This is a genomic window from Microbacterium aureliae, from assembly GCF_054780155.1.
On record NZ_BAAGWW010000001.1, the window covers coordinates 814442 to 840896 of the forward strand.

A 26455-nucleotide genomic window follows, 5' to 3' on the forward strand; every position below is an offset into this window, starting at 1 on the left:
TGAACCGCGGCGCGGGTCCCGCGGCGCCGGGCCGTCACCGGAAGTCCCGGGACTGGTGCTGCACCCCCACCCGCAGGTCGTCGAACCGGTCCGCGACGAGGTTGGTCACGCCCTCGACCGAGCGCTCCAGCATCCCGCGCACGATGAGGGCGGGCGCGTCGCGCACGATGCGGCGGTAGCGGTTCCAGACCCCGACCGAGCAGATGACGTTGACCAGGCCGTGCTCGTCCTCGAGGTTGACGAAGGTGATCCCGGATGCCGTCGCCGGCCGCTGCCGATGCGTCACGAGCCCCGCGACCTCGACCCGCCGCCCGCTCTCGTGGCGACGCAGCTCACTCGAGGTCAGCACGCCCCGGGCATCCAGCGCGGAACGGTAGTGCGTCAGCGGGTGATCGTCGGTGGAGATGCCGGTCGCCCACAGGTCGGCCGCCAGCACCTCGTACGACGACGGGTCGGTGAACAGCGGCGGCTGCACCGACACCATCGAATCCGGCAGGTACTGCGCGCGATCCTGGGCCGCCGATCCCGCCAGCCAGATCCCCTCGCGCCGCGACAGGCCGAGGCACTCGAACGCCCCCGCCGTCGACAGCGCCTCGAGCTGCGCGGTCGTCAGGTCGGTGCGGCGCACGAGATCGCGGAGGTCCCGGAACTCCCCCTCCGCCTCGCGCGCCGCCACGATGCGCTGGGCGACGACTTGCCCGATGCCCTTGACGCCGGCAAGGCCCAGGCGCACCGCGAACCGGCCGTCGCGGCGGTGCGCGGCGGACTCGTCCGGCTCGGCGGGATCGAAGAGCCCGACCGGCGGCTGGTGGCGGGCGGTGCAGGAGTCGAGGCCGGTGGGGGCGGGGCGTTTCGTCTCGGTCGCTTCGCTCCCTCGCTCAACGTCCGGGGGGTTGCCGGGGGCCGCGGGGCGTTTCGTCTCGGTCGCTTCGCTCCCTCGCTCAACGACCGGGGGGTTGCCGGGGGCGGGGCGTTTCGTCTCGGTCGCTTCGCTCCCTCGCTCAACGTCCGTGGGGTTGCCGCTGCCGGGCGTTGAGCGAGCGAAGCGAGACGAAACGTCCGGGGCCACGGGCTCGAGCACCGCCTCCACCCCCGAGGCGTGCAGGTCGGGGCGGCGCACCTCGACACCGTGGCGACGGGCATCCCCCACCAGCGTCGCCGGAGAGTAGAACCCCATCGGCTGCGCCCGCAGCAGCCCCGCCAGGAACGCCGCCGGATAGTGCAGCTTGATCCACGACGACGCGTACACCAGCAGTCCGAACGACAGCGAGTGGGACTCGGCGAAACCGAAGTTCGCGAACGCCTGGATCTTGGCGTAGATCGCATCCGCCTCGGCACCCACGAGCCCGTTGCCGGCCATCCCCTCGTACAGCTTCTCGCGCAGCGACTCGATGCGCTCCACCCCGCGTTTCGACCCCATCGCACGCCGCAGCAGGTCGGCATCCTCACCCGTGCACTCCCCCACCGCCATCGCCATCTGCATCAGCTGCTCCTGGAACACCGGCACCCCGAGGGTCCGCTCCAGCACCGGCACGAGCTTCGGGTGGGCGTACGTGACCTTCTCGTGCCCGAGCTTGCGCCGCACGAACGGATGCACCGCCCCGCCCTGGATGGGTCCCGGCCGGATGAGGGCGATCTCGATCACCAGGTCGTAGAACCGCCGCGGCTGCAGCCGCGGCAGCAGCCCCATCTGCGCCCGCGACTCGACCTGGAACACCCCGATCGAATCCGCGCGGCACAGCATGTCGTACACCGCCTTCTCCTCTTTCGGCAGCGTCGACAGCTCCCACTCCTCACCCGTCGCGGCGCGGATCAGGTCGAAGCAGTACTGCAGGGCCGCCAGCATCCCGAGCCCGAGCAGATCGAACTTCACCAGCCCCATCCAGGCCGCGTCGTCCTTGTCCCACTGGATGACCGTGCGGTCCTGCATCCGCGCATGCTCGATGGGGACGACCTCGCCGACGGGCCGATCGGTGAGCACCATGCCGCCGGAGTGGATGCCGAGGTGCCGCGGCGCCTTCAGCAGCTCGGACGCGAACTCGATCACCCGATCGGGGATGTCGTGATCGGCGCCGGCAGAACCCGGTGATCGAGTAGCCGACGCAGTCGGCGTACCGAGATCCCCCCACCGCTCGACCTGCTTCGACCACGCGTCCTGCTGGCCGGGCGAATGCCCGAGCGCCTTCGCCATGTCGCGGATGGCGTTCTTCGGCCGGTACTGGATGACGTTCGCCACCTGCGCCGCCCGCTCGCGACCGTACGTCTGGTACACCCACTGGATGATCTCTTCGCGCCGGTCGGAGTCGAAGTCCACGTCGATGTCGGGCTCCTCGTCGCGCAGGCTCGACAGGAACCGCTCGAACGGCAGGTCGTAGGCGATCGCGTCGACGGCGGTGATGTCCAGCAGGTAGCAGATGGCGCTGTTGGCCGCCGACCCCCTGCCTTGGCACAGGATGCCGCGCCGCCGCGCCTCTTGCACGATGCCGTGCACGATGAGGAAGTAGCCGGGGAAGTCCTTCAGCTCGATGACCCCGAGCTCCTTCTCGATGCGCGCGCGGTTCTCGTCCGACAGGTCGGGATACTTCCGCGGCACCGCCTGCCACACCAGGTGCCGCAGCCACGACATCGGCGTGTGCCCGTCTGGCACCCGCTGCCGCGGCAGCGCCGGCTTGGCGCGCCGCAGCGGGAACGCCAGCTCGTCGGCGAGGGTCACCGTCCTGGCGACGGCGTCCGGATGCCGGGCGAACCGCTCCGCCATCTCGGCGCCCGAGCGCAGGTGCGCTCCGGCGTGCGACGGCAGCCAGCCGTCCAGCTCGTCCAAACCCCGATTGGCGCGGACGGCGGCGACCGCCGCCGCCAGCAGCTGCCGGTCGGGGACTGCGTAGTGGACGTTGTTGGTGGCCAGCAGCGGCAGCCCCCGCTCCCGGGCGAGACCGGCGAGGACGTCGTTGTCGCGCGTGTCCCGCGGGTTGCCGTGGTCCATCAGCTCCACGTGCACCGCGTCCGGCCCGAACAGGTCGACCAGCCGGTCGAGCTCACGCGCGGCACCGCCTGCCCCCTCGGCGGCGAGCGCACGGCGCACGGCGCCCTTGCGGCATCCGGTCAGCACCGCCCAGTGTTCCCGGCCCTGGTCGGCGAGCTCGCCGAGGTCGTACACCGGCCGGCCCTTCTCGCTGCCGGCGAGCTGGGCGTGGGTGAGCGCGGCGGCCAGGCGGTGATAGCCCTCTTCGCCGCGGGCGAGGACGAGCAGGTGGGAGCCGACGGGATCCGCCTCGCCGTTCTGTGGGCCGGGGAGCTCAAGGGACAGCTCGGCGCCGAACACCGTCTTCAGCTGCAGCGTCTCGGCCGCCTCGGCGAAGCGCACGATGCCGTAGAAGCCGTCGTGATCGGTGATCGCCAGGGCGTGCAGCCCCAGCCGCTCGGCCTCTTCGGCGAGGTCCTCGGGCGAGGACGCGCCGTCCAGGAACGAGAACGACGAGTGCGCATGCAGCTCGGCGTACGGCACGGCGTCCGCCGGCCGCGGGATCTCGGGCGCGACGTAGGGCCCCCGCTTGTGCGACCACGCGGGACTGTCGCCGCCGTCGGCACCCGCGGGCGGACCGCCCGGCCGCCGCCGGTCGCTGAGCACCCGCTCCATCTCGGACCACGTCACGCCCGGATTGTCGAAGCCCATCAGTCGTACACCGCCTCGGCGCTCCACGCCGCGTCCTCGCACACCAGCAGCCACGCGGTGCCCTCGGCGTCCACGACCTGGAAGCGATGCGCGCGCCGCGAGCGCACGGCATCCCACCCCCGTTCGACGATCGGCCACGGCCCCGCCCACGCGTCGATGCCCAGCCGCTTCTCACCCACCGCCAGCTGCGCGGGGACCGCCGACAGCGTGCCGCGGTCGTCGACGTCGACGGCGTAGCCGCCGAGCGAGGTGACCTCGACCGGCCGGTTCGGGGTAAACACCGTCGCCGGCAGCGGATCGGGAAGGCTCCCCGGCCACGGCCGCCCGCGCTCGGCGGCGAGCCCCTGCCGCCCCTTCTCGTGCCGATCGCCCCACGGCACGAGCACCTGCCGCTCGGCCAGCCACCGCCCGCCGCCGATGTCGGGGGTCAGCACGCCCCGGTGCCCGAGCATCGCCTGCACGCGCGACAGGGCGTGGTGCACGCGCTCCTCGGGACCCGAGCCGAAGATCGCGGGAGCGTGATGGGATGCCGCGTCCACCGCCTCGGGAGAGATCCGCACGAGCGACACCCCGCTGCGCAGCGCCGTGGCCTCTTCGGCCAGCTGCCAGCGCACCCGGTCGACCACGGCGGACGCGTCGAACGACGCCGGATGCAGCCACACCCGTTCGCTGCGCTCGCCCCGGTCGCCGGTGAGCTCGACCCGCAGCTCGGTGCACACCAGGTCCTCGGCGCCCAGGCGCGCGATGAACTCCTCGGCGGCGATGCGCATGCCGAACGCGATCTGGTCGGCGAGCTCGAGCGGCGGCTCGAACGCCACCTCGCGGTGGAGCTCGGGCGGCGGCGTGCGGGGACGCACCGGCTGCGAGTCGCGGCCGGCCGCCAGCGCATGCACCCGCACCCCGTGCTCGCCGAACCGCTCGCGGACGCGCTCGGGATCCATCGCGGCGAACCCGCCGAGGGTCTGCACGCCCAGCCGCGCCAGCAGGCTCACGAGGTCCCCGCGCCCCGCCGCCGCCCCGCGCCCCGCCGCCGCACCGCCGCGAGCCGAACCGCCGCCTGACCCACCCCCGGAACCCCCGAATCCCGCACCCCCGAGCATCGAGGAGTCCTCGAGCACCGAGACCGGCAGGGGCGCGAGGAATCCCGCCGAGGCCCCCGCGGGCACGACGAACACGGGATCGGCGGGCGAGGTGGCCGCCACCGCCGCCTGCTCGGCGGTGAAGGGGCCGTCGGCGACGGCCGCGCGCATGGGCGGATTTCCGGGCCCGGGCAGTCCGTCGGCGGCGAGCGCCTCGACGAGGTGCCGGGCGGCGAGCTCCTCGCCGCCGTAGTAGCGGGCCGGCCCCCGCGCGCGCAGCGCGCACAGCCCCGGCCGCACCAGCTGCACCCCCGGCGCCTGCTCCTCGATGCGCGCGATCACCGGCGCGAACGCCCGCTGGTCCCGCGCGTCGTCGGCGGGGATCACCGTCAGCCGCGGACACCGCGCCTGCGCGTCGCGCCGCCGCTGCCCGCGCCGGACGCCTTCTGCCCGCGCCGCCGCCGAGCACGACACCACGATGTTGCCGGACAGGACCGCCACCGGCCGCGAAGGATCGGCCACGGCGCCGCGCTCGCGCAGGAACGCCGTCACCGGCCAGTCCGGGAACCACAGGACGAGACTGCGCTCCACCGCCCCCGGCGGAGCGGAACCCGGCGTGGGCTGCCGGCGCACCATCAGCCGGCCGCCCTCGCCGGCAGCGGGTACAGCTGCGGCTGCCCGGTCGCCGGCGCCGCCGTCACCGCGCCGTCCGGCCCCGGCAGGAGCACTCGCGCCCGCCGCGGATGCGGCCACCGCCGGCTCGCCGACGACACCGTCACCGCGCGCTCCTGCAGATAGCCGTGCCCGCGGCCGAGCCCCTGCCACTGCGGGGCGTCCACCGACAGCACCGCCTCTGCCTGCGGCCACGGCCCGTCCACCAGCAGCACCGCCCCGCGGTCCCGCAGCCGCGCGGCCAGGCGCGCCGTCTCGCCGTCGGGGACCCGCCCCCGGGGACGCACCGCGACGACGGTGAGCACCTCGGCGATCGTCGCGGTCACCGCCAGCCACCGGGGACCGGGCTCGGGGATGAGGACGAGCCGCGACAGGTCGATCCCGAGACCCGCCGCCGCCTCGACCCCGAGCTGCGGCATCCCCACCGCACCGCACCACGCACCGGACTGCGACGGCAGGGCGAGCAGCCCCAGCAGCAGCGACATCGTCCCGCTCCCCCGGCCGGCCCCCGCCGACCCCGACAGCGAGTACGCGGCACCGGGACGCAGGCCGCCGCCCGGCAACAGGGACGCGAGGGCGGGGACGACCGGCAGCACCGGCTCGTTGAGCCGCCGGCCCTGCACCCGCTCGAGCTGGGCGCGGAGCCGCCGGACCTCATCGGTCGTGGTGCGCTGCGTCACCTGCTGCATGGCCGCCCTCATCCCGACATCGTAGAACGCATGTTCTACTGTTTCAACGTCGGATCAGACGTTACGCCGGGCCTCGGACATCGAAAGCGCCGAGAACCGCACAGGATGTTCGATCATCGAACCATCTCGCGGATCGACGGCGGATCGGATCTCGATCGCGCGGGATCAGGTCCCGATCAGGCGGCGAGCGCCAGGTACGGCTCCCACCGGGGGTCGCCGCGCTCGGTGCCGCGCACCGTCCACTGCGCGCCGCGCGGCGGCCGCGGGGTGATCCGCAACTCCCAGTTCATCTCCTGCGGCGTGCGGTCGCCCTTGACGTTGTTGCAGCGCAGGCAGCACGCCACGAGGTTCTCCCACGAGTCCCCGCCGCCCCGCGACCGCGGCAGCACGTGGTCGATCGTCGAAGCCGCCTTGCCGCAGTACGCGCAGCGGTGCGCGTCGCGACGCAGCACGCCGCGGCGGGTGACCGGCACGTGACGCACGCCCGGCACCCGCACGTAGCGGGTCAGGACGATCACCGCCGGACGGTCGTAGGTGTGTCTGGTGCCCCAGACCGGTTCGCCCTCGATGCGTTCGATCACGGTGGCCTTGTCGTTCATCACGAGCACCAGGGCCCTCTTGAACGACACCACGGCGAGCGGCTCGTATCCGGCGTTCAGCACCAGTGTGCGCATTCCTCATCCTCTCGAACGGCCGGGACGGCTTCCCGGTGATTCGACGTTCGACGCGGGGTCGAGGACGAAGGGCATGAAAAAAGGCGCTGTCTACAGACAGCGCCTCGGCGCGTGCGGCAGGCCGCAGCATCCGCTCGTGCAATGCCGAAGGACGTGGCGCCCGAGCGCATCCATGGTTCGGATGCGTGGTGTGCTTCCCATCGGCTTCCTCCGCTCTCGATCAAGCGTCGGTCTCAGGGTAATGCACGACGACACGCCCGGGGCGTTCGCCCTCTGAACGCCGGGTGGCGTGTCGACGAATGAAGCGGATGCCGGCAGTGCCGGCATCCGCTTCGAAAGATGTCGTGATCAGCCGGCGTTGTTGACCAGCCAGGCCCACGGGTCGACGACTCCGCCGTTGATGTGGGTCTCGAAGTGCACGTGGCACGCGGTCGAGCTGCCGGTGCTGCCGACGACGCCGATCTGCTGGCCGGCCGAGACCGCCTGTCCCGACTGCACGAGGCGGCTTCCGTAGGTCATGTGGGCGTAGAGGGTGTTGACCTGCTGACCGCCGATGACGTGGTCGATGGTGACCGCGACGCCGTAGCCGCCGTAGCCCTCGGACGAGATGCGCACGACGCCGTCGGCGGCGGCGTAGAGCGGCTGACCGCAGGGGGCGAGTAGGTCGACACCCTGGTGGTAGCCGGAATCCCACAGGCCGCGGCCCTTGGTGAAGTTGGTGAGCGGCCAGCGGACGTTGCCGCTGCCGGGAGCCACCGACATCGCGGTGACGTCGACCTGGGCACCGGTCGAGGCCGCCGCGGCGGCGGCTGCCGCGGCGCGGGCGCGCTCGGCGGCGGCCTTCGCGGCGGCCTCCTTGGCCTTCTTGTCGTCGATCTCTTTCTGCGTCGTGGCCGAGTAGCTCTCGCGCGCGAGCTCGGTGCGCTCGGCGTCCGAGGCCACGACCAGCGACTGCGCGTCGTCCAGGGCGACCTGCTGCAGCGTCATCGCCGCGCCGGCATCCTCGCCGCTGGTGCGGAAGGCGCCGTAGGCGGGCAGGGCGACCGTGGCGATGAGTCCGCCGACCATCGTCAGCGTCGCGAGGGTCTTCAGCGGCTTGACGACGCGCTTGACCACCGGCCGGCCGGCCGGGCGGGCGACGGGCGCGGCCTCGCGCACGGCGACGGCCGGAGCCGGCCGGGGTGCGGGGGCGCGTCGTGCGCGGCGGGTGAGACCCGTGTCGGTCGGAATGCCGTCTGCGGGCGTGTGGTTCTGATCAGCCAAACTATCCTCCGGCGCCTCGAAATGCGCCGGGGCGCTGGCTCGTCGGCACTCGATGTTCGGGGCACGTTGTGCGAGGTCACCACCCCGACGACGAGCCAACGAGGCTTTCAGGGGGGCGGTCCGGTCGGCGGGCTTCCACCTGTCGGACTCGTCGAGGCTACCCGAATGTAACGAATAAGTCACGCTGTTCCTCCTGGCAGATCCCTGGACGAGTCGCAAGGGGGTTGTGCAGGAGAGGACGATCGGGAAGAACCGAGGGCGGGGAACCGCGCAGAACCGCGATGAATCAGGCGGGCGTATCGGGGCGGCGGATCAGGCGGGCGCGTCGACGAGGAAGATGTGCGAGGCGATCTCGACCGGCAGCTCCAGCCCCTCGTCCTGGCCCTCCATGTGCACCAGGACGTACCCCTCGTTGTAGCGGTAGTCGCCCCGCGCGCCCGGCATGACGCCGGCGGCCTTCAGCTGCTGCAGCAGCTCCGGATCCACCTGCGCGGGCTCGGCCAGGCGTCGCACGGTGCCCGAGATCGGACCGCCCGCGGCGTTGAGCTTCTTCACCAGGCCGATGACGCCCTGCTCGAACTGATTGGCCGGCACGTCGCCCAGCTGGTCCAGGCCCGGGATCGGGTTGCCGTAGGGCGACTCCGTCGGGTGGCCGAGCAGCTCGACCAGACGGCGCTCCACCTGCTCGCTCATCACGTGCTCCCAGCGGCAGGCCTCGTCGTGGACGTAGGCCCAATCGAGCCCGATGACGTCCGAGAGCAGGCGCTCGGCCAGGCGGTGCTTGCGCATGACGTCCACGGCCTTCTGGCGACCGGCATCCGTCAATCGCAGGCTGCGGTCGTCCGAGACGACCACGAGGCCGTCGCGCTCCATGCGACCCACCGTCTGCGACACCGTGGGGCCGGAGTGGCCCAGCCGCTCCGAGATGCGCGCCCGCAGGGGGATGATGTTCTCCTCCTCGAGCTCGAGGATGGTGCGCAGATACATCTCGGTGGTGTCGATCAGGTCGGTCATCGGGGTTTCCTCGCTGGTGAAGAGTGCCTTCCAGCCTATCCAATGCCCTCGGCGCGACCGCCGCCCGCCCGCCCGGGGGTCACGCGCTGACACACGCCCCGGCGAGCCCCTCGCCCCTCTCTAGAATCGACCCATGTCACACGTCGTGCTGCCCCGTGAACTGCTGCCCACCGACGGACGATTCGGCTGCGGCCCCTCGAAGGTCCGCGCCGCCCAGCTCGAGGCCCTGCTCGGCCCCGGCGCGGCGCTGCTGGGCACCTCGCACCGCCAGGTTCCGGTGAAGAACCTCGTCGGCAGCGTGCGCGAGCACCTCTCGCAGCTGTTCCGCCTGTCCGACGGCTACGAGATCATCCTGGGCAACGGCGGCTCGACGGCGTTCTGGGATGCCGCGGCCTTCGGCCTCATCGAACGGCGCAGCCAGAACCTCGTCTTCGGCGAGTTCGGCGGCAAGTTCGCCGCGGCCGCGGCCGCGCCCTGGCTCGAGGCGCCGGACGTCCGCAAGGCGACGCCCGGCACCCGCGCGGTCGCCGAGGCGATCCCGGGCGTGGACGTCTACGCCTACCCGCACAACGAGACGTCGACGGGCGTGGCCGCTCCGATCGAGCGCGTGGCCGGCGACGCCGGCGCGCTGACGGTCATCGACGCCACGAGCGCCGCCGGCGGCATCGACTTCGACGTCGCCCAGGCCGACGTGTACTACTTCGCCCCGCAGAAGAACCTCGGCTCGGACGGCGGCCTGTGGTTCGCCGCGATGTCGCCCGCGGCCATCGGGCGCATCGAGCGCATCGCCGCCTCGGACCGCTACATCCCCGAGTTCCTCAGCCTGAAGAACGCCGTGGACAACTCGCGCCTGAACCAGACGCTGAACACCCCGGCGCTGGCGACGCTGTTCCTGCTGGACGAGCAGCTGTCGTGGATCCTCGGCAACGGCGGGCTGACGTGGGCCGACGCCCGCACCCGCGAGTCCTCGGGAGCCCTCTACGCGTGGGCCGAGGCCTCGAGCGTGGCGACCCCCTTCGTCGCCGACCCCGCAGACCGCTCCCCCGTGGTCGTCACGATCGACTTCGACGACTCGGTGGACGCCGCGGCCGTGGCCAAGAGCCTGCGGGCCAACGGCATCGTCGACACCGAGCCCTACCGCAAGCTCGGCCGCAACCAGCTGCGGATCGCGACGTTCGTCTCGATCGAGCCGGACGACGTCCGCCAGCTCATCCGCAGCATCGACTACACGCTCGAGAACATCTGACGCACGCGGCGCCGGTCGCCGTTCAGGCCAGCGGTGACGGCGCCGCGTCGATCACCGAGTCGACGATCGCCTCGATGGCGAACTCCGACGCGCGCGCCAGGTCGACCTTGCCCGGGTCGAGCAGCCACTGCAGCTGCAGACCGTCCATGACGGCCAGGATGCCGGCCGAGGCGAGGTCGATCGTCTCGGGTGCGGTGATGCCGCGTTCGGCGCACACGACGCGGAAGGCCTGGGCCACCTCGCCGCGCAGCGTCTCGTAGCGCTTCTGGAAGAACGTCCGCCCCGGGTGGTCGTCGGTGACCGACTCGGCCGACAGCACGACGTAGGCCTGCACGATGCCGGCGCGGTGGGCGTTGACGATCGCCGTCCGCACCTCGAGCAGCAGCTGATCCTTCGAGCCGAAGTGATGCAGGATGCCGGCGTGGGTCATGCCCACCTGATCGGCGATCTCTTGCAGGGTGCCGCCGGCGAACCCCTTGCTGCCGAAGATCTCGACCGCGGCATCCAGGATGTCGCGCCTGCGCGCCCATCTCGTTCGCGCGGCACGTCGGCCAGCAGCCGACCTATTACAACCAGATCCGGGGGCAGCACGGCGACCGCTACGCGGACCTCACGCAGAGCCCGGCGCACGCCTTCGGGGAGGGGCTGTCGTACACGACCGTCGTCTACGACGGGCTGCAGGTGGACGACGCCGAGCTCGAGACGACGGGGACCGTCCGCGCCCGGGTGCGAGTGACAAACACCGGCGCGCGGCCCACCCGCGAAACCGTGCAGGTCTATGTGCGCGATCAGGTGACCTCGGTCAGCTGGGCGGACAAGGAGCTCAAGGCCTACCGGCTCGTGGACCTGGAGCCGGGCCAGTCGCGCGTCGTGCAGCTCGAGCTGCCGGTGTCGGACTGCTCGCTCGCCGACGCGCGGGGCACCCGCCGGGTCGAGCCGGGCGACTTCGAGCTGCTGGTGGGACCGTCGTCGCGCGACGAGGTGCTGCAGGCCGCGACGTTCTCGGCCAGGGCCGCCGCGTCGCGGCCCTGACGCCGCCGGCGGCGGCTGCCTCAGTCGTCGTCGTCGTCGTCGTCGGACTCGTCGTCGTCATCGTCGTCGTCGGACTCGTCGTCGTCATCGTCGTCGTCGGACTCGTCGTCGTCATCGTCGTCGTCGGACTCTTCGTCATCATCGTCGTCGTCAGACTCTTCGTCACCATCGTCGTCGTCAGACTCGTCGTCGACCTCGTCGTCGGCGAGCTCGTCGATGTCGACCCCGTCGACGTCTCCGGCGTGCAGGATCGGCGAGCCGTCGGCGTCGAAGTCGCCCTCGTCCAGGTCGTCGACGTCGTCGAGCGCATCCTCGGACTCGTCGTCCTCCGCCTCGTCGTCGCCCTCGCCGGACTCGTCGGCCGCGGCCGCCTGCGCCGCCTGGTATTCCGCGAGCCGTTCGGCCCACGGCACCCACTCCGGGGCCACCAGCGCGCCGTCACCCGGCAGGAGCTCGACCTCGAGCACGGTGGGCTGCTCGCCCTCGACGCGCGCGAGGCTGACCGTCCAGTACCAGCCGGGGTAGCCGCCGAGGCGGTTCTCGAACCGCAGCGAGACGACGCCGTCGTCCTCGAGGCGGTAGCCGGCCGGCATCCCGATCGTGGCCTCGGGGGTGATCTCGCGCAGCGCCGACAGCGCCGTGTCGCGCGCGTCGAGCAGGGCGGGATCGGGCTCAGGCATCGAGTTCATCGGCGACCTTGCGCAGCACGGCGGCCACCTTCTTGGCGTGCGCGCCGCCGGGGTAGCGACCGCGGCGAAGGTCGCCGCCGATGCCGTCGAGCAGCTTCACGAGGTCCTCGACGATGATCGCCATGTCGTCGGCGGGCTTGCGCGCGCGCTTGGCCAGGCTCACCGGAGCCTCGAGCACTCGCACCGACAGCGCCTGCGGGCCGCGCTTGCCGTCGGCCACACCGAATTCAAGCCGCGTGCCGGGCTTGGGTGCGGGGGCGCCGGCGGGCAGGGCGGTGGCGTGCAGGAAGACGTCCTGACCGTCCTCGGCGGTGATGAAGCCGAAGCCCTTCTCCTCGTCGTAGAACCTGACCTTGCCGGTGGGCATGCGGAAACCTCGCTGTGGACGGGCCCGCGGATCGGCGGGCATGACGGAACGGAGGAAAGTGTTCGACCCCCGTCCCCAGACTACGCCAGGTGCCGGTGCAGCACCGGCTCAGCAGATAGGCTGAGGCGGATGAGCACGCGCACCCCGGGCGAAGACGTTCCGATCCGCCCCGTCGACCGCCTTCTGGCGTTCATGTCGCTGGGCCTGCTCGTGCTGTCGATCATCGCGTTCTTCGCGATCATGATCGGCTCGTCGGCGGGCGCCGACATGCAGTCCGGAGTGTGGCCGGCGGTCGGCATCCTGGTCTACATCGCGCCGATCGTCGCCTTCGCGCTGCTGCTGACCGTCCTCATCATGAGTCTCGTGCGCAGGTCCCGGGCGAACCGAGGAGACTGAGTGGCGTCCGACGAGCGCACACTCGCGACGTGGCTGTCCGGCCGCGACGCGGCCGAGCTCGCCGAGACCCTCGCCCTGCGCGGCGTCTCGCCGGCCGCCCCGTGGCAGGACTTCTTCGACGCAGCCGAGGCGCTGCTGGACGCCTCATCCGTCGACCGCGCCCTGACCGGGCTGCCGCGCCCGCTGCTCGTCGCCCTCGTGACGGATGCCGCCGCCCCCGCGTCCGCGTCCCTGCAGCGCCGCGCGCTCGCGGGTGAGGACGGCCGCCCGTACGCCGCCGTCCGCGCCCGCGCCGAGGCGCTGCGCGCCGCCGACCCCGCCGCCTTCGACCCCCTCGCCGCGGCGCCGGAGCCCGAGCCGTCGACCCCCGCGCAGGCGGCGGCCGCCGCCGAGCGGATCTTCACCACGTCGGGCGCCCTGACCGACGTGCTGCTGGCCGCCCGCACGGCTCCCCTGTCGCGCACCGGCTCGGGCACCGTCAGCGCCGTCGACCGCAAGCGCCTCGTCGAGGCGGGCGTCGTCGACGACGCCGACCAGCTCGAGCTTCTCGTCGCCCTCGCCGAACGGGCGGGTCTGGTCGTCGGCGGCGACCGGGACTGGGCCGTCACCGAGGCGGCGAGCGCGTGGCTGGAGTCCTCGACGATCGACCGGTGGAGGATCGTCGCCCGCGGCTTCCGCACGACGCTGCCCGTCGGCGTCCGCGACGGCGACGGCTGGCTGCCGCCCCGGCTGTGGCCGGACGTCCACCCGCTCGACGCCGACTGGCCGGCGCGCGCGGCACGGCTGCGCCGCCTCGCCGAGGCGTGGGGCCTCATCGGTCCCGACGGGGACGAGCCGGCGTGGGCGCGCGGCCTGCGAGAGGGCGCCGACCCCGACGTCGCCGCCCTCGCCGAGCACCTGCCCGCCGAGATCGACCGCGTCTACCTGCAGGCGGACCTGAGCGCCATCGCCCCCGGGCCCCTCGCCCCCGCCCTCGATCTGCGGCTGCGGCGCATGGCACTGCGGGAATCGCGGGCGCAGGCTTCGACGTACCGGTTCTCGCCGGCCTCGCTGACGGCGGGCATGACCGCCGGCGAGACGGCGGAAGGCATCCGCGCGTTCCTGGCGGAGCTCTCGCTCACCGGCATCCCCCAGCCGCTGGACTACCTCATCACCAGCACCGCCGAGCGCCACGGGCGTGTGCGGGTGCAGACGGACGCGGCATCCGGATTCACCCGCGTGGACAGCGACGAGCCCGGCATGATCGACGCCGTCGCCGTCGACCAGGCACTCCGCCCGCTCGGGCTCGTCGACGAGGACGGCGGCCTGGTCACCCGCGTCGCCCGTGACGCGGTGTACTGGGCGCTCGCCGACGCGCGCTACCCCGTCGTGGTCCTGGGCGACGACGGCGCACCCGCCTCGGTGCACCGCCGCCCGTCCGCCGGGACGCCCGGCGACCCGTCGGCAGATCCGGCAGGAGCCTACGCACGCCTGGTCGGCGCGCTGCGGTCGGGTCAGCGCGACGCCGGCGACGACGCCTGGCTGCTGCGCGAGCTCGAGCAGGCGGTCCGGGCGCGCAGCGAACTCGTCGTGGCGGTGCGGATGCCGGACGGCGGCGAGCGCGCGTTCACGCTCGAGGTCACCGGGCTCGGCGGCGGCCGCCTGCGCGGCCGGGACCGCGCGGCCGACATCGAGCGCACCCTGCCGGTCTCGAGCATCGTCAGCGTCCGCCCCGCGGCCTGAGGCTCGCCTGAGCCCCGGTAGACTGGCACGTTATGGCTGACGGCCCCCTCATCGTCCAGAGCGACCGCACGGTGCTGCTCGAGGTCGCGCACCCGCTTGCCGAGAACGCGCGCCACGAGCTCGCCGTGTTCGCCGAGCTCGAGCGCGCGCCGGAGCACATCCACACGTACCGCATCACGCGGCTGGGCCTGTGGAACGCCCGTGCCGCCGGTCACGACGCCGAGGACATGCTGGCCACCCTCGACCGCTACTCCCGCTTCCCGGTGCCGCCGTCGGTGTCGATCGACATCCGCGAGACCGTCGGCCGCTACGGCCGGCTGGTGATCGAGCGCGACGAGGTCGACGGCGAGAGCGCGCTCGTGCTGCGCTCGACCGACCAGGCGGTGCTGTCCGAGGTCTCGCGCAACAAGCGCATCCAGCCCCTGCTGATCAGCCACCCCTCCCCCGACACGTTCGTCGTCGACGCGTGGGCGCGCGGCCACATCAAGCAGGAGCTGCTGAAGATCGGCTGGCCCGCGGAGGACCTCGCCGGCTACACCCCCGGGACCCCGCATCCGATCGACCTCGCCGAGGACGGCGGGTTCAGCCTGCGTCCCTACCAGCGGCAAGCGGTGGACGTCTTCGCCGAGGGCGGCTCAGGCGTCGTGGTGCTCCCGTGCGGCGCGGGCAAGACCCTCGTGGGCGCCGGCGCGATGGCCGAGACGAAGACCACGACCCTCATCCTGGTCACCAACACCGTCAGCGCCCGCCAGTGGCGCGACGAGCTGCTGCGACGCACGTCGTTGACTGCCGAGGAGATCGGCGAGTACTCCGGCCAGATGAAAGAGGTCAAGCCGGTCACGATCGCGACGTACCAGATCCTCACCGCGAAGCGGAAGGGACAGTACGCCCACCTCGCGCTGCTGGACGCCCTGGACTGGGGGCTCATCGTCTACGACGAGGTGCACCTGCTGCCGGCGCCGGTGTTCAAGCTGACCGCCGACCTGCAGGCGCGCCGCCGGCTGGGCCTGACGGCCACGCTGGTGCGCGAGGACGGCCGCGAGGGCGACGTCTTCAGCCTGATCGGCCCCAAGCGCTTCGACGCCCCGTGGAAGGAGATCGAGGCCCAGGGCTTCATCTCGCCCGCCGTCTGCTACGAGGTGCGCGTGGACCTGCCCGCCGACGACCGGCTGGAGTACGCCGCCGCCGCGGACGAGGAGCGCTACCGGCTGGCTGCGACCGCCCCGGCGAAGATCGACGTCGTGCGGCGCCTCGTCGAGCGCCACGAAGGCGAGCGCATCCTCATCATCGGCCAGTACCTCGACCAGATCGACGTGCTCGCCGAGGCCCTCGGCGCGCCCAAGATCACGGGTCAGACCCCGGTCGACGAGCGCTCCGAGCTGTACCAGGCGTTCCGCGAGGGCTCCATCTCGGTCCTCGTGGTCTCGAAGGTCGCGAACTTCTCGATCGACCTGCCCGAAGCCTCGGTCGCCATCCAGGTGTCGGGATCGTTCGGCTCGCGTCAGGAAGAGGCCCAGCGCCTCGGCCGGCTGCTGCGCCCCAAGCAGTCCGGTCACACCGCGAGCTTCTACACCCTCATCGCCCGCGACACCGTGGATCAGGACTTCGCGCAGAACCGCCAGCGCTTCCTCGCCGAGCAGGGCTACGCGTACACCATCCTGGATGCCGACGGCATCGCCGCCTGAGTCCGGACGCGCCGCTCACCCGCCGCTGACAGCGCCCACGGTCGAGGCGATCGCGACTCCCAGCGTGCCGAAGAAGACCACCGGCGCGAAGAAGGCGTGGAACACGACCCGGCCGGGCAACTGGCCGGCGACCAGCGCCCTGATCGCGACCGCGTACCCGCTCATCCCCGCGCCCGTCTCGCCGCGCACGCGTCTGCCGCGATCGAGCAGCACGAGGTCCCCGAACGGGATCCCCACCAGCAGCACCGCCAGCGCCGCCCATGCCCACCACGCGACGCCGGTGAGGACGAACATCGCCCACGGCGTGAGGTAGAGGACCATCAGGGTGATGTGCGAGACGACGCGTCCCGCATCCGCGCCGCGGGCGTGACGGACCCACCCGGCCAGCAGCAGGATGCCGACGCCCGCCTGAATCCCCCACGCCCCCAGCACCACGTATCCCATGCGCTCAGAGTACTACGTTCGTAGTACCACTGCACTATGAAAGTAGTACTGCCCACTATGAAAGTAGTACTGCCCACTATGAAAGTAGTGCTGTGCACTATGAACGTAGTGCCTTGTAGGCTCGGACTGTGACGTCCACGCGGGAACGAGCGCTCGATGCCGCGGTCACCCTCGTCGGCACGCAGGGCATCCGTGCACTGACCCATGCGCGGGTGGATGAGGCGGCAGGTCTGCCCCGCGGATCGACGTCCAACCACTTCCGCACCCGCGCCGCCCTGCTCGAGGGGCTGTCCGCGTGGATCGCAGAGAGCGAGACCCGCGATCTGGCCGGCGCGCTGGCCGAGCCGTTCGACGGCGTCGAGGGCTTCATCGACGTGTGGACGCGCGCGGTCGAACTCCTGACCGGCCCCCACGCCGTGCGCACACGCGCCCGGTACGCCCTCTTCCTCGAGGCGGCGACCGACCCGGACCTGTTCGCTCCCCTGCACGCGCAGCGCGCGGGCATGGCCGCGTGGGCTTGCGGGCTGCTGGTCGAGCTCGGGGCGCAGCATCCCGACGCCGCCCTGCCGGCCTTCATGGCATTCGGCGACGGCATCATCCTGCATCGCCTCACCGTCGACCCGCACGCGCCGGTGCGCGACGCGGTGGCCGTCGCCCTCCGCGGCTGCCTGTCGGCCTGACGCAGACGCCGCGCGGCACCGGCGTCTGCGCCGGCGTCATCCCGAGGCGGTGAGCAGGTCGCGCAGCGGCACTCCCGGATCCCGCAGCCGCTCGGCGTCGAGGGCTTGACCCGACCGGATGAGCGCCTGCACATCCTTGTTGACGTCCCACACGTTGACGTTCATGCCCGCGACCACCCGGCCGCCGTCGACCCAGAACGCGATGAACTCGCGCGCACCGACGTCGCCGCGCACCACCACCTCGGCGTCGGCCATGAGCGGCGCATAGCCCGAGAGCTCCATGCCCAGATCGAACTGGTCGGTGTAGAAGTACGGGATGGCGTCGAGGGATGCCGACATCCCGAGCATCGCGCGCGCAGCCACCCTGCCCGACGTGCGGGCGTTCGCCCAGTGCTCGCTGCGCAGGTGCCGCGAGATCACGGGGTGGAAGGCGTTGGCGACGTCGCCTGCGGCGAAGACATCGGGCGCGCTCGTGCGCAGGGAAGCGTCCGTGAGCACGCCGTTGAGGATCTCGAGCCCCGCTGCTTCGGCGAGCGCGGTGTCGGGAACGGCGCCCACGCCGACGAGGACGAGGTCGGCGGGAACCAGGTCGCCGTCGGCGACGACGCCCTCCACGTGGTCCGTCCCGACGATGCGGTCGACGCCGACCGACGTTCGCAGATCGACGCCGTGGTCCAGGTGCAGGCGCCGGAAGACCTCGCCCATCTCGTCGCCGAGGGCGGGGGCGAGCGGCACCGCGGAGCGCTCGAGGACGGTGACCTCGTTGCCGAGACCCCGCGCGGTCGCCGCGACCTCCATGCCGATCCAGCCCGCGCCGATGACGACGAGGCGCAGACCGCCGGCACGCAGCTTCGCGGCGAGCGCATCGGAGTCGTCGAGGGTGCGCAGCGTCACCACGGCCGGCAGATCATGGCCGGGCAGGGGAAGCGGGCGCGGCTGCGCACCGGTCGCCAGCAGCACCGCGTCGTAATCCAGCCGGGTCCCGTCTGCCAGGTCCACGGCGTGGGCCACCGGATCCAGTGCGGTCGCGGGGACGCCGGTGCGGACCTCGATACCCTGCCCGTCATACCAGTCCGCCGGATGGAGCAGGACGGCATCCGCCCCCTCCGAGCCGGCCAGGTAGCCCTTCGACAGCGGCGGTCGCTGGTAAGGCGGATGCTGTTCGGCGGCGACGACGGTGACGCCGCCGTCGAAGCCCTCCTTGCGCAGCGTCGCGGCGGCCGTGCCGGCGGCAAGGCCCCCACCGATGATCAGGATGCGGCGCATGGCGACCCCTCTCGCTCGAGATGCCACCGACAGTAGGCGTGAGGGTTTCTTCTGTCAAGATCCTTGATGTTAGATAGGCTGGCCGCGTGAGCACCCTCCTCCCCGACCGCGCCGACGCGGTCAGCGCGCTCGGCGACCCCCAGCGACTGCGCCTGTACCGCCTGGCCGCGGAGCGCGGCATCACCCGGGACGACGCCGCCGAGGCCCTCGGCGTCCCCCGGAGCACGGCGGCCTTCCACCTCGAGCGTCTGGTGGAGGCGGGCCTTGTGAGCGTGGAGTTCATCCGCCCGTCGGGGCGCACCGGCCCCGGTGCCGGACGCCCGGCCAAGCGGTACCGAGCCGATGCATCCGAGCTGTCGGTGACGATCCCGGAACGCCACTACGAACTCGCCGGCAGCCTGCTCGCCGCAGCCGTGGAGGAGTCCGAGGCGGACGGCATCCCGGTCCGGGAGGCCCTCGCCGCGCAGGCCTTCGCGGCGGGCGCCGCCATCGGCGGCGGCTGCGCGGGGCTCGAGGATGCGCTCGTCGCTTGCGGGTACTCGCCACGCGAGACGGCATCCGGCGGTGTGATCCTCGACAACTGCCCGTTCCACGCCCTGGCCACCCGCCACACCGACCTGATCTGCGGGGCCAACCTGCACCTCGCGCGCGGCCTCGCCGCCGCCACCGGCGACGAGCGCACTCCGGTGCTGGCGCCTGCCGACGGACGATGCTGCGTCGAGATCCGAGCCGGCGAGCGCTGAGCGATCCCGCCTCTCCGAGCGATATCCAGACAGCGCATCACATGCGTGGCCATAATGAGGGCATGACCGCACCTCGCATTCTCGTCGTGGACGACGAGCCGAACATCCGCGACCTGCTCATCACGAGCCTCCGTTTCGCGGGGTTCCAGGTCCGCGCCGTCTCGAACGGGGCCCAGACGATCTCGGCTGTCCTCGAAGAGGAACCGGACCTGATCGTGCTGGACGTCATGCTCCCCGACATGAACGGCTTCAGCGTCACCAAGCGCCTGCGCGGCGCCGGCTACACCGCGCCGATCCTCTTCCTCACGGCCAAGGACGAGACCGAGGACAAGATCACCGGCCTCAACGCCGGCGGCGACGACTACGTCACCAAGCCCTTCAGCCTGGACGAGATCGTCGCGCGCATCCAGGCGATCCTGCGCCGCACGATGCAGGCCGACGAGGAGTCCGTGATCCGCGCGGGCGAGCTGACGATGGACCAGGACACCCACGACGTGCAGGTGGGAGACGTCTCGATCGACCTCAGCCCCACCGAATTCAAGCTGCTGCGCTACCTCATGCTCAACCCCAACCGCGTGCTGTCGAAGGCGCAGATCCTCGATCACGTGTGGGAGTACGACTTCAACGGGGATGCCGGCATCGTCGAGAGCTACATCTCGTACCTGCGCCGCAAGATCGATCCGCACTCGTCCGAGCCGCTCATCCAGACCAAGCGCGGGTTCGGCTACATGCTGAAGGCCGGCAAGACCGCCTAGGCGGGCACGCCGAGGGGGTCCGTCCTGGCGCACAAGAACGACGCGATCACCGGCTGGTGGCGCAGCATCAGCCTGCGCGCCAAGGTCACCGGTGTGGCCGTCGCCGTCCTCGCCCTCGGCCTGCTCGCCGCCGGCATCGGCACGACGGCGTTCCTCGGCGGCGCCCTCACCGCCAACGTCGAGCGCAATCTGCAGGACGTCGCGCGGACCGACGTCGCCTCGCAGCAGTTCGAGATGGTCGTCGCGGACGGTCGAATCGACCCTCAACCCATCGATCGGGCCCCCGAGACCGACTACTTCGTCGTGGTCTACGACCCGGCCGAGCCCTACGAGCCGCTCGCGGTGGCCGGCGGCCGCGGCGCCGCCGAACCCGACTTCCCGGACTCCTTCCCCCTCGACGTCGCCCTGGCGCGCGAGCTGCAGGTGATCTCGCTCGCCAGCGCCGACGGCGAGGCCCAGTACCGGGCGACCGTGACGGTGCAAGAGACCGTGAGCGGCGGCATCCTGTACACCCAGCTGGTGGCGGCGCCGCTGTCGGGGGTCAACCGCACGATCGGGACCTACCTGGGGATCTACAGCATCATCGCCGTCGTCACCATCGTGGTCGGCGCCCTCGCCACGCGGCTGCTGGTGACCCTCGCCTTCCGCAGCCTCGCGCAGGTCGAGACGACGGCGATGTCGATCGCCGCCGGCGACTTCAGCACCCGCATGACCGACATCGCCCCCGGCACCGAGGTCGGCAAGCTCAAGTCCGCCATCAACGCCATGCTCGGCAGGGTGGATGCCGCGATCTCGCAGCGGGATGCCACGGTGCAGCAGATGCGGCGCTTCATCGGCGACGCCAGCCACGAGCTGCGGACGCCGCTGGTCACCGTCCGCGGCTACGCCGAGCTCTACCGCATGGGCGCCATCCGCGGTGAGGAGGACATCACGCAGTCGATGGAGCGGATCGAGAAGGAGGCGATCCGGATGGGCCTGCTCGTCGAGGACCTGCTCTCGCTCGCCCGCCTCGACGAGCGCCGCGACGTCATGATCACGCCCGTCGACCTGCGGCCCGTCGCGCGCGATGCGGCCCTCGACGTCCGCGCCACCGCCCCCGCGCGCACGGTCACGGTCATCGACACCACCGCCCTGCCCCCGGTGCCCGACCTGCCGCAGCGGCTGTCGCTGGACGAGCCGGCGCGCAAGCGCCCGGGCACGCAGACCTCGGCGATCGCGCGGGCAAACCTGTCGCTCGGGATGCTGCGCCGTCGCCCGCGGGGCGCTCCGGGCGCGCCCGCTGCCGCCGAGGCGGCTTCGGCCGAGCCGGCGGCGACGCCCGCCGCCCTCGAGGCAGGCACGACGGCGGAGCCGGTGGTGCTCGGCGACGAGAACCGCATCCGCCAGGTGGTGGCCAATCTGCTCGGCAACGCCAAGCGCTTCACCGCCGACGACTCCCCCATCGAGCTGCGGGTCGGCGTCGACCGCACCCGGCGGATGGGGTGGATCGAGATCGTCGACCACGGCGAGGGCGTCCCCGACCAGATCAAGGAGAAGATCTTCCAGCGGTTCTGGCGCGCCGACACCTCGCGCACCCGCGAGACCGGCGGCTCGGGTCTGGGATTGTCGATCGTGGCGTCGATCGTCGAGGCGCTCCACGGCAGTGTGAGCGTCGTCGACACCCCCGGGGGCGGGGCGACCTTCCGCGTCTCGCTGCCGTTGGCTGAGCCGGGAGACCTCGAGCAGCATCGCCACCTCGAGACCCAGCCGCTGCGGCCGGTGTCACCGCCCTCGGCCTGACCTCTCCTGCACAGGGCGCGGCGCGGGGCGGTTCTCTCCCCGGATGCCGTCTTCCGGCGCGCGCGCCGGGTGCGGGTCGTAGCGTGGCCGGACACGCGGGAGGCGGCATCCGGGCCCTTCCCCGAACAGAAGGGAACCGCCATGGCCGTCTTCTCCGTCGACAGCGACGCCGTCCTCGCCGCCACCGGATCGGTGCGCGGCACGATCGACCGGCTGCAGGCCGAGACGCAGTCGATGATGGCGCAGCTGACCCACCTGCAGTCGACGTGGACCGGCGGTGCGTCCGGCGCGTTCCACGGCGCGGTCGAGCAGTGGCGGGCCACGCAGCGCCAGGTCGAGGAATCGCTCGCCGGCATCAACCACGCCCTGGCCACAGCCGGCCGGCAGTACGCCGAGGCCGAGATGGCGAGCATGAGCCTGTTCCGCTGACACGACGAAGGGGGCCCCGACCGAAGTCGGGGCCCCCTCATGTCACGCGGGCGGACTCAGAAGTCCATGCCGCCCGTCGGGTCGGCCGGAGCGGCCGCAGCCTTCTCGGGCTTGTCGGCGACGACGGCCTCGGTGGTGAGGAACAGGCCGGCGATCGACGCGGCGTTCTGCAGCGCCGAGCGGGTGACCTTGGCCGGGTCGATGATGCCCTGCGCGAACAGGTCACCGTACTCGCCGGTCGCGGCGTTCAGGCCGTGGCCGGCCGGCAGTTCCGAGACCTTGTTCGCCACGACGCCCGGCTCGAGGCCGGCGTTCAGGGCGATCTGCTTCAGCGGAGCCTCGATCGCGACGCGGACGATGTTGGCGCCGGTGGCCTCGTCACCGGTGAGGGTGAGGGCATCCAGAGCCTGCTTGCCCGACTGGATCAGCGCGACGCCGCCACCGGGGACGATGCCCTCCTCGACGGCCGCCTTCGCGTTGCGGACGGCGTCCTCGATGCGGTGCTTGCGCTCCTTGAGCTCGACCTCGGTGGCCGCGCCCGCCTTGATGACGGCCACGCCGCCGGCGAGCTTGGCGAGGCGCTCCTGCAGCTTCTCGCGGTCGTAGTCGCTGTCGGTGTTCTCGATCTCGCGACGGATCTGGGTCACGCGACCCTCGATGAGCGCGGCGTCACCGGCGCCCTCGACGATGGTGGTCTCGTCCTTGGTGATGATGACCTTGCGCGCACGGCCGAGCAGGTCGAGGGTGGCGTTCTCGAGCTTGAGACCGACCTCCTCGGTGATGACCTGGCCGCCGGTGAGGATCGCGATGTCCTGCAGCTGGGCCTTGCGGCGGTCGCCGAAGCCGGGGGCCTTGACGGCGGCCGACTTGAAGATGCCGCGGATCTTGTTCAGCACCAGGGTCGCCAGCGCCTCGCCCTCGACGTCCTCGGCGATGATCAGGAGCTCCTTGCCGTCCTGGATCACCTTGTCGACGATCGGCAGCAGATCCTTGATGTTCGAGATCTTCTGGTTCGCGATCAGGATGTAGGGGTCCTCGAAGACCGCCTCCTGACGCTCCGGGTCGGTGACGAAGTAGGGGTTCAGGTAGCCCTTGTCGAAGCGCATGCCCTCGGTGAGCTCGAGCTCGGTGCCGAAGGTCTGCGACTCCTCGACGGTGACGACGCCCTCCTTGCCCACCTTGTCGATGGCCTCGGCGATGAGCGCGCCGATCTCGGGGTCAGCGGCCGAGATCGAGGCGGTCGCAGCGATCTGCTCCTTGGACTCGACCTCCTTGGCGCCCTCGAGCAGCTGGTCGGTGATGGCCTTGACGGCCTTCTCGATGCCGCGCTTGAGCGAGATGGGGTCGGCGCCGGCCGCGACGTTGCGCAGGCCTTCGCGCACGAGCGCCTGGGCGAGGACGGTGGCCGTCGTGGTGCCGTCGCCGGCGACGTCATCGGTCTTCTTGGCGACCTCCTTGACGAGCTCCGCGCCGATCTTCTCGTACGGGTCGTCCAGCTCGATCTCCTTGGCGATCGAGACACCGTCGTTCGTGATGGTGGGAGCGCCCCACTTCTTCTCGAGCACGACGTTGCGACCGCGGGGGCCCAGGGTCACCTTGACGGCGTCGGCCAGGATGTTCAGGCCGCGCTCGAGGCCACGGCGGGCCTCCTCATCGAAAGCGATGATCTTTGCCATGTGTGTGTCGTCCCTCCCGGACGTTGGCTTTCGGACTTAGCACTCAGTCAGATCGAGTGCTAACACATTCTGGCACTCGCCCCTGGGGAGTGCAAGCCGCGACGTCCGCCGCCCCGCACGCGACAAGCGGGACGCCCGGCTGGGCGTCCCGCTCGTGTGGTCCCGCGGGGGTGTGCGGCGGTGTCAGGCGACGATCCGGACGGACTCGGCCTGAGGTCCCTTCTGGCCGGTGCCGACGGTGAACTCCACCGCCTGCCCCTCCTCGAGGACGCGGAAGCCGGTCATGTCGATGTTCGAGTAGTGCACGAACACGTCACGGCCGTCCGTCACGGTGATGAAGCCATACCCCTTCTCGGCGTTGAACCACTTGACGGTGCCCTGGGTCATGCGAATCTCCTGTTGCTGTGTGTCTGCCGCCATCGTAAACAGCGCCATCGCGCCGATCCGGCCCGGACGGCAACTGTTGACACGCCGTTTACGGGGGCGAAACACGCGGCCGCGAACGGCGCCGATCCGGCGGCCATCTGGGCGACGGGAGGGGCTTGCGGCTCAGCCTTCGGGAGTGCTCGACGGCTCGGCAGGGGGCCCGGCATCCGTGCGATCGAGACCCAGGACGATCGTCAGCTGGGACGACTCGGGGTCGGCGGGCTGGTAGACGTCGCTCTGCTCGACCAGCGCGCCGCCGATCGCCTCGGCGAGGCCGGCGGCGGCGGCTTCGTCGGCCGCCTCGAGGTAGTACACCGTCGTCTCGGCGAAGTCGTCGCGTCCCGCTTCGCTGGCCAGCACCGAATCGGCGTTCCAGCCGGCGGCGACCACCACGTCCTTGGTCTGGGTGGCCAGGCCCTGCTGGGCGGTGGCGTTGAGGATCAGGACCGAGTACGAGGTGTCCACGACCGGCTCGACCCCGGGCGTCGGCAGGGCTGTCACGGCGGGGTCAGCCGCCGGGAACAGCTCGATGCGGCCCGAGGCGATCAGCGTGCCGAACACCCCGACGACCGTCAGCACGATCGTCGCGCCCACGGCCCACAGGAACACCACCCAGCCGTGCATGTGCGGCTGTTCGGCGCGATGGGCGCCGATCCGACCGCCGTCCTCGGGGAGGTCGTCGAAACGATCCCGGGGGAAGGTCGAGTTCCGCACGGGTCGATGTTACCGTCCGGCCACCTGCACGCAGGGCACCGTCGGCCGCTCGTTCATCGCGCGGCCGTGCGGATGCCGGGCCGCCGGCCGAGGTCGTCCCGCTGGCGGCGGAGCCGGCCCATGAGCAGCGGGTCGTACTGCTGCGCCGACGCGCTGTCGATCAGCCTGCCGAGCAGCTGGTAGTACCGGGCGGGCGACAGCTGCAGCTGTTCGCGGATCGCCTCCTCCTTGGCCGGGACGTGCGAGAACCAGGCGGCTTCGAAGTCGAGCAGGGCGCGGTCACGGTCGGTCAGGGGCACCCGAACACGCTAACGCCGCGGCGCCCGACGGCCGCGGAGCCACCCCGGCGCTCAGCCGATCCAGTCCACGCGGGCGCCGAGCGGGTCCACCGCGGCGACCGGGCGCCCGTCGAAGCCGAGCACGAAGCCGTCCCACCGCGCGGGGTCCAGCGGTGGCCGCCACGCGTCGTGGAGCGCCGGCGGGTCGATCGTCACCCAGTGCCCGCCGGCGGTGACGATCCTCGCGAGCGCCGCGAGCAGGCGCTCGCGACCGGCGCGCGGGATGTGCGGCAGCACGCCCGGGGTCGTGACGACGAGCGTCGCTCCCGCGGGGGCGACGGCCGCGGCATCCGCCAGCACGGCCGGATCCGACGCGTCCCCCCGGAACATCGCGGGCGGGTCGGCCGCCGCGACGTCCAGCGCCGCGGCGATGCGGGCACGGCGACCCTCCTCACCCGGCCACACGAGCGCCTCGAGGAACGCGCGGTCGCCCTCGTCCCCCGCATCGAGGGGCTGCAGGTCGATGCCGCCGCGCCACACCACCTCGGGCAGCCGCACGAGCGGGGAGCCGGTGAGCCGGCTGTGCAGGACGACGCCCGAGGCGCCGCCCGCAGGGTCCCGCGAAGGTCCGCGCTCGTAGCGGTAGGAGTAGCGGTCCGGGTACAGGCACAGCCCCGCGCTCGCCCCGACCTCGAGCAGCGCCACGGGGCCCGCCACGAGCGACAGCGCCGGGAGCAGCGCCGCGCAGCGCAGCGGCTCGTTGGTCTGCAGCATCCGCCGGGATGTCTCGGCCACCACCTCGTCGGCGTGCCCCGACAGCCAGTCCGCCCACGTGCCGTACGGGCCCTCGGGGGCGCCGAGCAAGCGCGCGACGGCGAACACCAGCGGCGGCTGGCGGCGAGTGGCCGGGATGCGCGCGAGGATCGCCTGGGCGACAGGGTCGGCCGCGACCCCTGCCGCCCATTCGGCGTACAGCTCGCTGCGCCCGGGCGCCTCGTCGCGGGCGAACCGGGCGAACCGCTCGCGCACGGCGTCTTCTTCGGACATCCGCCCATTCTCGCGGC

General features: G+C 72.2%; 25 protein-coding genes and 1 pseudogene. 10 read left to right on the plus strand and 16 right to left on the minus strand.

Annotated features, from left to right (window positions below; all coding sequences use genetic code 11):
* Window positions 1-34: 34 nt before the first annotated feature.
* The 6 genes from ACYVF4_RS03935 to ACYVF4_RS03960 form a co-directional block, all read right to left on the minus strand.
* Complete coding sequence (locus ACYVF4_RS03935) at window positions 35-3673, minus strand: error-prone DNA polymerase (RefSeq protein ID WP_460719926.1); 3639 nt, start codon at window positions 3671-3673, stop codon at window positions 35-37.
* Entirely contained in the window at window positions 3673-5388 is a 1716-nt protein-coding gene (locus ACYVF4_RS03940) for a DNA polymerase Y family protein (RefSeq protein ID WP_460719928.1), read from the minus strand. The genes ACYVF4_RS03935 and ACYVF4_RS03940 overlap by 1 nt, the downstream gene beginning before the upstream one ends.
* Window positions 5388-6125: a hypothetical protein gene (locus ACYVF4_RS03945; protein WP_460719930.1), complete on the minus strand. Its 738-nt coding sequence runs from the start codon at window positions 6123-6125 to the stop codon at window positions 5388-5390. The genes ACYVF4_RS03940 and ACYVF4_RS03945 overlap by 1 nt, the downstream gene beginning before the upstream one ends.
* Before the next feature lie 164 nt (window positions 6126-6289).
* Complete coding sequence (locus ACYVF4_RS03950) at window positions 6290-6787, minus strand: HNH endonuclease (protein WP_460719932.1); 498 nt, start codon at window positions 6785-6787, stop codon at window positions 6290-6292.
* A gap of 348 nt (window positions 6788-7135) precedes the next feature.
* Window positions 7136-8050, minus strand: coding sequence for a M23 family metallopeptidase (locus ACYVF4_RS03955; protein ID WP_460719934.1), 915 nt, complete (start codon window positions 8048-8050; stop codon window positions 7136-7138).
* Window positions 8051-8362: 312 nt separating this feature from the next.
* A complete protein-coding gene (locus ACYVF4_RS03960) occupies window positions 8363-9064 on the minus strand; it encodes a metal-dependent transcriptional regulator (RefSeq protein ID WP_460719936.1) in 702 nt (233 codons plus the stop codon).
* Window positions 9065-9197: 133 nt separating this feature from the next.
* Here ACYVF4_RS03960 and serC point away from each other — a divergent pair, with 133 nt between their 5' ends.
* Entirely contained in the window at window positions 9198-10310 is a 1113-nt protein-coding gene (serC, locus tag ACYVF4_RS03965; protein WP_460719938.1) for a phosphoserine transaminase, read from the plus strand.
* Between the two features lie 22 nt (window positions 10311-10332).
* Here the strand turns inward: serC and ACYVF4_RS03970 are convergent, their stop codons facing one another.
* Entirely contained in the window at window positions 10333-10821 is a 489-nt protein-coding gene (locus ACYVF4_RS03970; RefSeq protein WP_460720760.1) for a TetR/AcrR family transcriptional regulator, read from the minus strand.
* A 14-nt stretch (window positions 10822-10835) separates the two neighbouring features.
* Between ACYVF4_RS03970 and ACYVF4_RS03975 the strand changes: the two are divergent.
* Window positions 10836-11342, plus strand: a pseudogene (locus ACYVF4_RS03975) (fibronectin type III-like domain-contianing protein); the annotation flags it as partial.
* A 20-nt stretch (window positions 11343-11362) separates the two neighbouring features.
* Here ACYVF4_RS03975 and ACYVF4_RS03980 read toward each other — a convergent pair.
* Window positions 11363-12022, minus strand: a complete 660-nt coding sequence (locus tag ACYVF4_RS03980; RefSeq protein WP_460719940.1) for a DUF3027 domain-containing protein — start codon at window positions 12020-12022, stop codon at window positions 11363-11365.
* On the minus strand, window positions 12015-12398 hold the full coding sequence (locus ACYVF4_RS03985; protein WP_460719942.1) for a cold-shock protein: 384 nt from the start codon (window positions 12396-12398) through the stop codon (window positions 12015-12017). Before ACYVF4_RS03985 ends, ACYVF4_RS03980 begins: the two co-directional genes overlap by 8 nt.
* A 129-nt stretch (window positions 12399-12527) precedes the next feature.
* Here ACYVF4_RS03985 and ACYVF4_RS03990 point away from each other — a divergent pair, with 129 nt between their 5' ends.
* From ACYVF4_RS03990 to ACYVF4_RS04000, 3 genes are read left to right on the plus strand one after another with little or no spacing between them, the layout of a single operon-like run.
* The gene (locus ACYVF4_RS03990; protein ID WP_460719944.1) at window positions 12528-12794 is read left to right on the plus strand and encodes a multidrug ABC transporter ATPase; all 267 of its coding nucleotides are present in this window, start codon (window positions 12528-12530) and stop codon (window positions 12792-12794) included.
* Window positions 12795-14516 (plus strand): helicase-associated domain-containing protein, encoded by a 1722-nt coding sequence (locus ACYVF4_RS03995; RefSeq protein WP_460719946.1) that lies wholly within the window; start codon window positions 12795-12797, stop codon window positions 14514-14516. It abuts the gene before it with no gap.
* A 32-nt stretch (window positions 14517-14548) separates the two neighbouring features.
* Window positions 14549-16201 carry a DNA repair helicase XPB gene (locus tag ACYVF4_RS04000; RefSeq protein WP_460719948.1) on the plus strand — a complete coding sequence of 551 codons (1653 nt, stop codon included), beginning with the start codon at window positions 14549-14551 and terminating at the stop codon, window positions 16199-16201.
* 15 nt (window positions 16202-16216) lie between these two features.
* Here the strand turns inward: ACYVF4_RS04000 and ACYVF4_RS04005 are convergent, their stop codons facing one another.
* Window positions 16217-16645: a hypothetical protein gene (locus ACYVF4_RS04005; protein WP_460719950.1), complete on the minus strand. Its 429-nt coding sequence runs from the start codon at window positions 16643-16645 to the stop codon at window positions 16217-16219.
* A 128-nt stretch (window positions 16646-16773) separates the two neighbouring features.
* On the opposite strand from ACYVF4_RS04005, the gene ACYVF4_RS04010 reads away from it, so the two are divergent.
* A complete protein-coding gene (locus ACYVF4_RS04010) occupies window positions 16774-17325 on the plus strand; it encodes a TetR/AcrR family transcriptional regulator (RefSeq protein WP_460719952.1) in 552 nt (183 codons plus the stop codon).
* A 36-nt stretch (window positions 17326-17361) separates the two neighbouring features.
* Here ACYVF4_RS04010 and ACYVF4_RS04015 read toward each other — a convergent pair whose 3' ends face one another.
* The gene (locus ACYVF4_RS04015; RefSeq protein ID WP_460719954.1) at window positions 17362-18591 is read right to left on the minus strand and encodes an NAD(P)/FAD-dependent oxidoreductase; all 1230 of its coding nucleotides are present in this window, start codon (window positions 18589-18591) and stop codon (window positions 17362-17364) included.
* 86 nt (window positions 18592-18677) lie between these two features.
* Between ACYVF4_RS04015 and ACYVF4_RS04020 the strand changes: the two genes are divergently transcribed.
* The 4 genes from ACYVF4_RS04020 to ACYVF4_RS04035 all read left to right on the plus strand — a co-directional run bounded on the left by ACYVF4_RS04020 (window position 18678) and on the right by ACYVF4_RS04035 (window position 22297).
* Window positions 18678-19334: a helix-turn-helix transcriptional regulator gene (locus ACYVF4_RS04020; RefSeq protein ID WP_460719956.1), complete on the plus strand. Its 657-nt coding sequence runs from the start codon at window positions 18678-18680 to the stop codon at window positions 19332-19334.
* Between the two features lie 62 nt (window positions 19335-19396).
* Window positions 19397-20089 carry a response regulator transcription factor gene (locus ACYVF4_RS04025; protein ID WP_251450691.1) on the plus strand — a complete coding sequence of 231 codons (693 nt, stop codon included), beginning with the start codon at window positions 19397-19399 and terminating at the stop codon, window positions 20087-20089.
* Between the two features lie 93 nt (window positions 20090-20182).
* Window positions 20183-21868, plus strand: a complete 1686-nt coding sequence (locus ACYVF4_RS04030; protein WP_460719959.1) for a sensor histidine kinase — start codon at window positions 20183-20185, stop codon at window positions 21866-21868.
* A 141-nt stretch (window positions 21869-22009) separates the two neighbouring features.
* The gene (locus tag ACYVF4_RS04035) at window positions 22010-22297 is read left to right on the plus strand and encodes a WXG100 family type VII secretion target (RefSeq protein ID WP_460719961.1); all 288 of its coding nucleotides are present in this window, start codon (window positions 22010-22012) and stop codon (window positions 22295-22297) included.
* A 56-nt stretch (window positions 22298-22353) separates the two neighbouring features.
* Here the strand turns inward: ACYVF4_RS04035 and groL are convergent, their stop codons facing one another.
* From groL to ACYVF4_RS04060, 5 genes are all read right to left on the minus strand, one after another.
* A complete protein-coding gene (groL, locus tag ACYVF4_RS04040) occupies window positions 22354-23973 on the minus strand; it encodes a chaperonin GroEL (RefSeq protein WP_460719963.1) in 1620 nt (539 codons plus the stop codon).
* 183 nt (window positions 23974-24156) lie between these two features.
* Window positions 24157-24360 carry a cold-shock protein gene (locus ACYVF4_RS04045; protein ID WP_460719964.1) on the minus strand — a complete coding sequence of 68 codons (204 nt, stop codon included), beginning with the start codon at window positions 24358-24360 and terminating at the stop codon, window positions 24157-24159.
* A 162-nt stretch (window positions 24361-24522) separates the two neighbouring features.
* On the minus strand, window positions 24523-25113 hold the full coding sequence (locus ACYVF4_RS04050) for a LytR C-terminal domain-containing protein (protein ID WP_460719966.1): 591 nt from the start codon (window positions 25111-25113) through the stop codon (window positions 24523-24525).
* A 53-nt stretch (window positions 25114-25166) separates the two neighbouring features.
* Complete coding sequence (locus tag ACYVF4_RS04055; protein ID WP_460719968.1) at window positions 25167-25412, minus strand: DUF3263 domain-containing protein; 246 nt, start codon at window positions 25410-25412, stop codon at window positions 25167-25169.
* Between the two features lie 51 nt (window positions 25413-25463).
* On the minus strand, window positions 25464-26438 hold the full coding sequence (locus ACYVF4_RS04060) for a DUF2332 family protein (RefSeq protein WP_460719970.1): 975 nt from the start codon (window positions 26436-26438) through the stop codon (window positions 25464-25466).
* Between the last annotated feature and the right edge of the window lie 17 nt (window positions 26439-26455).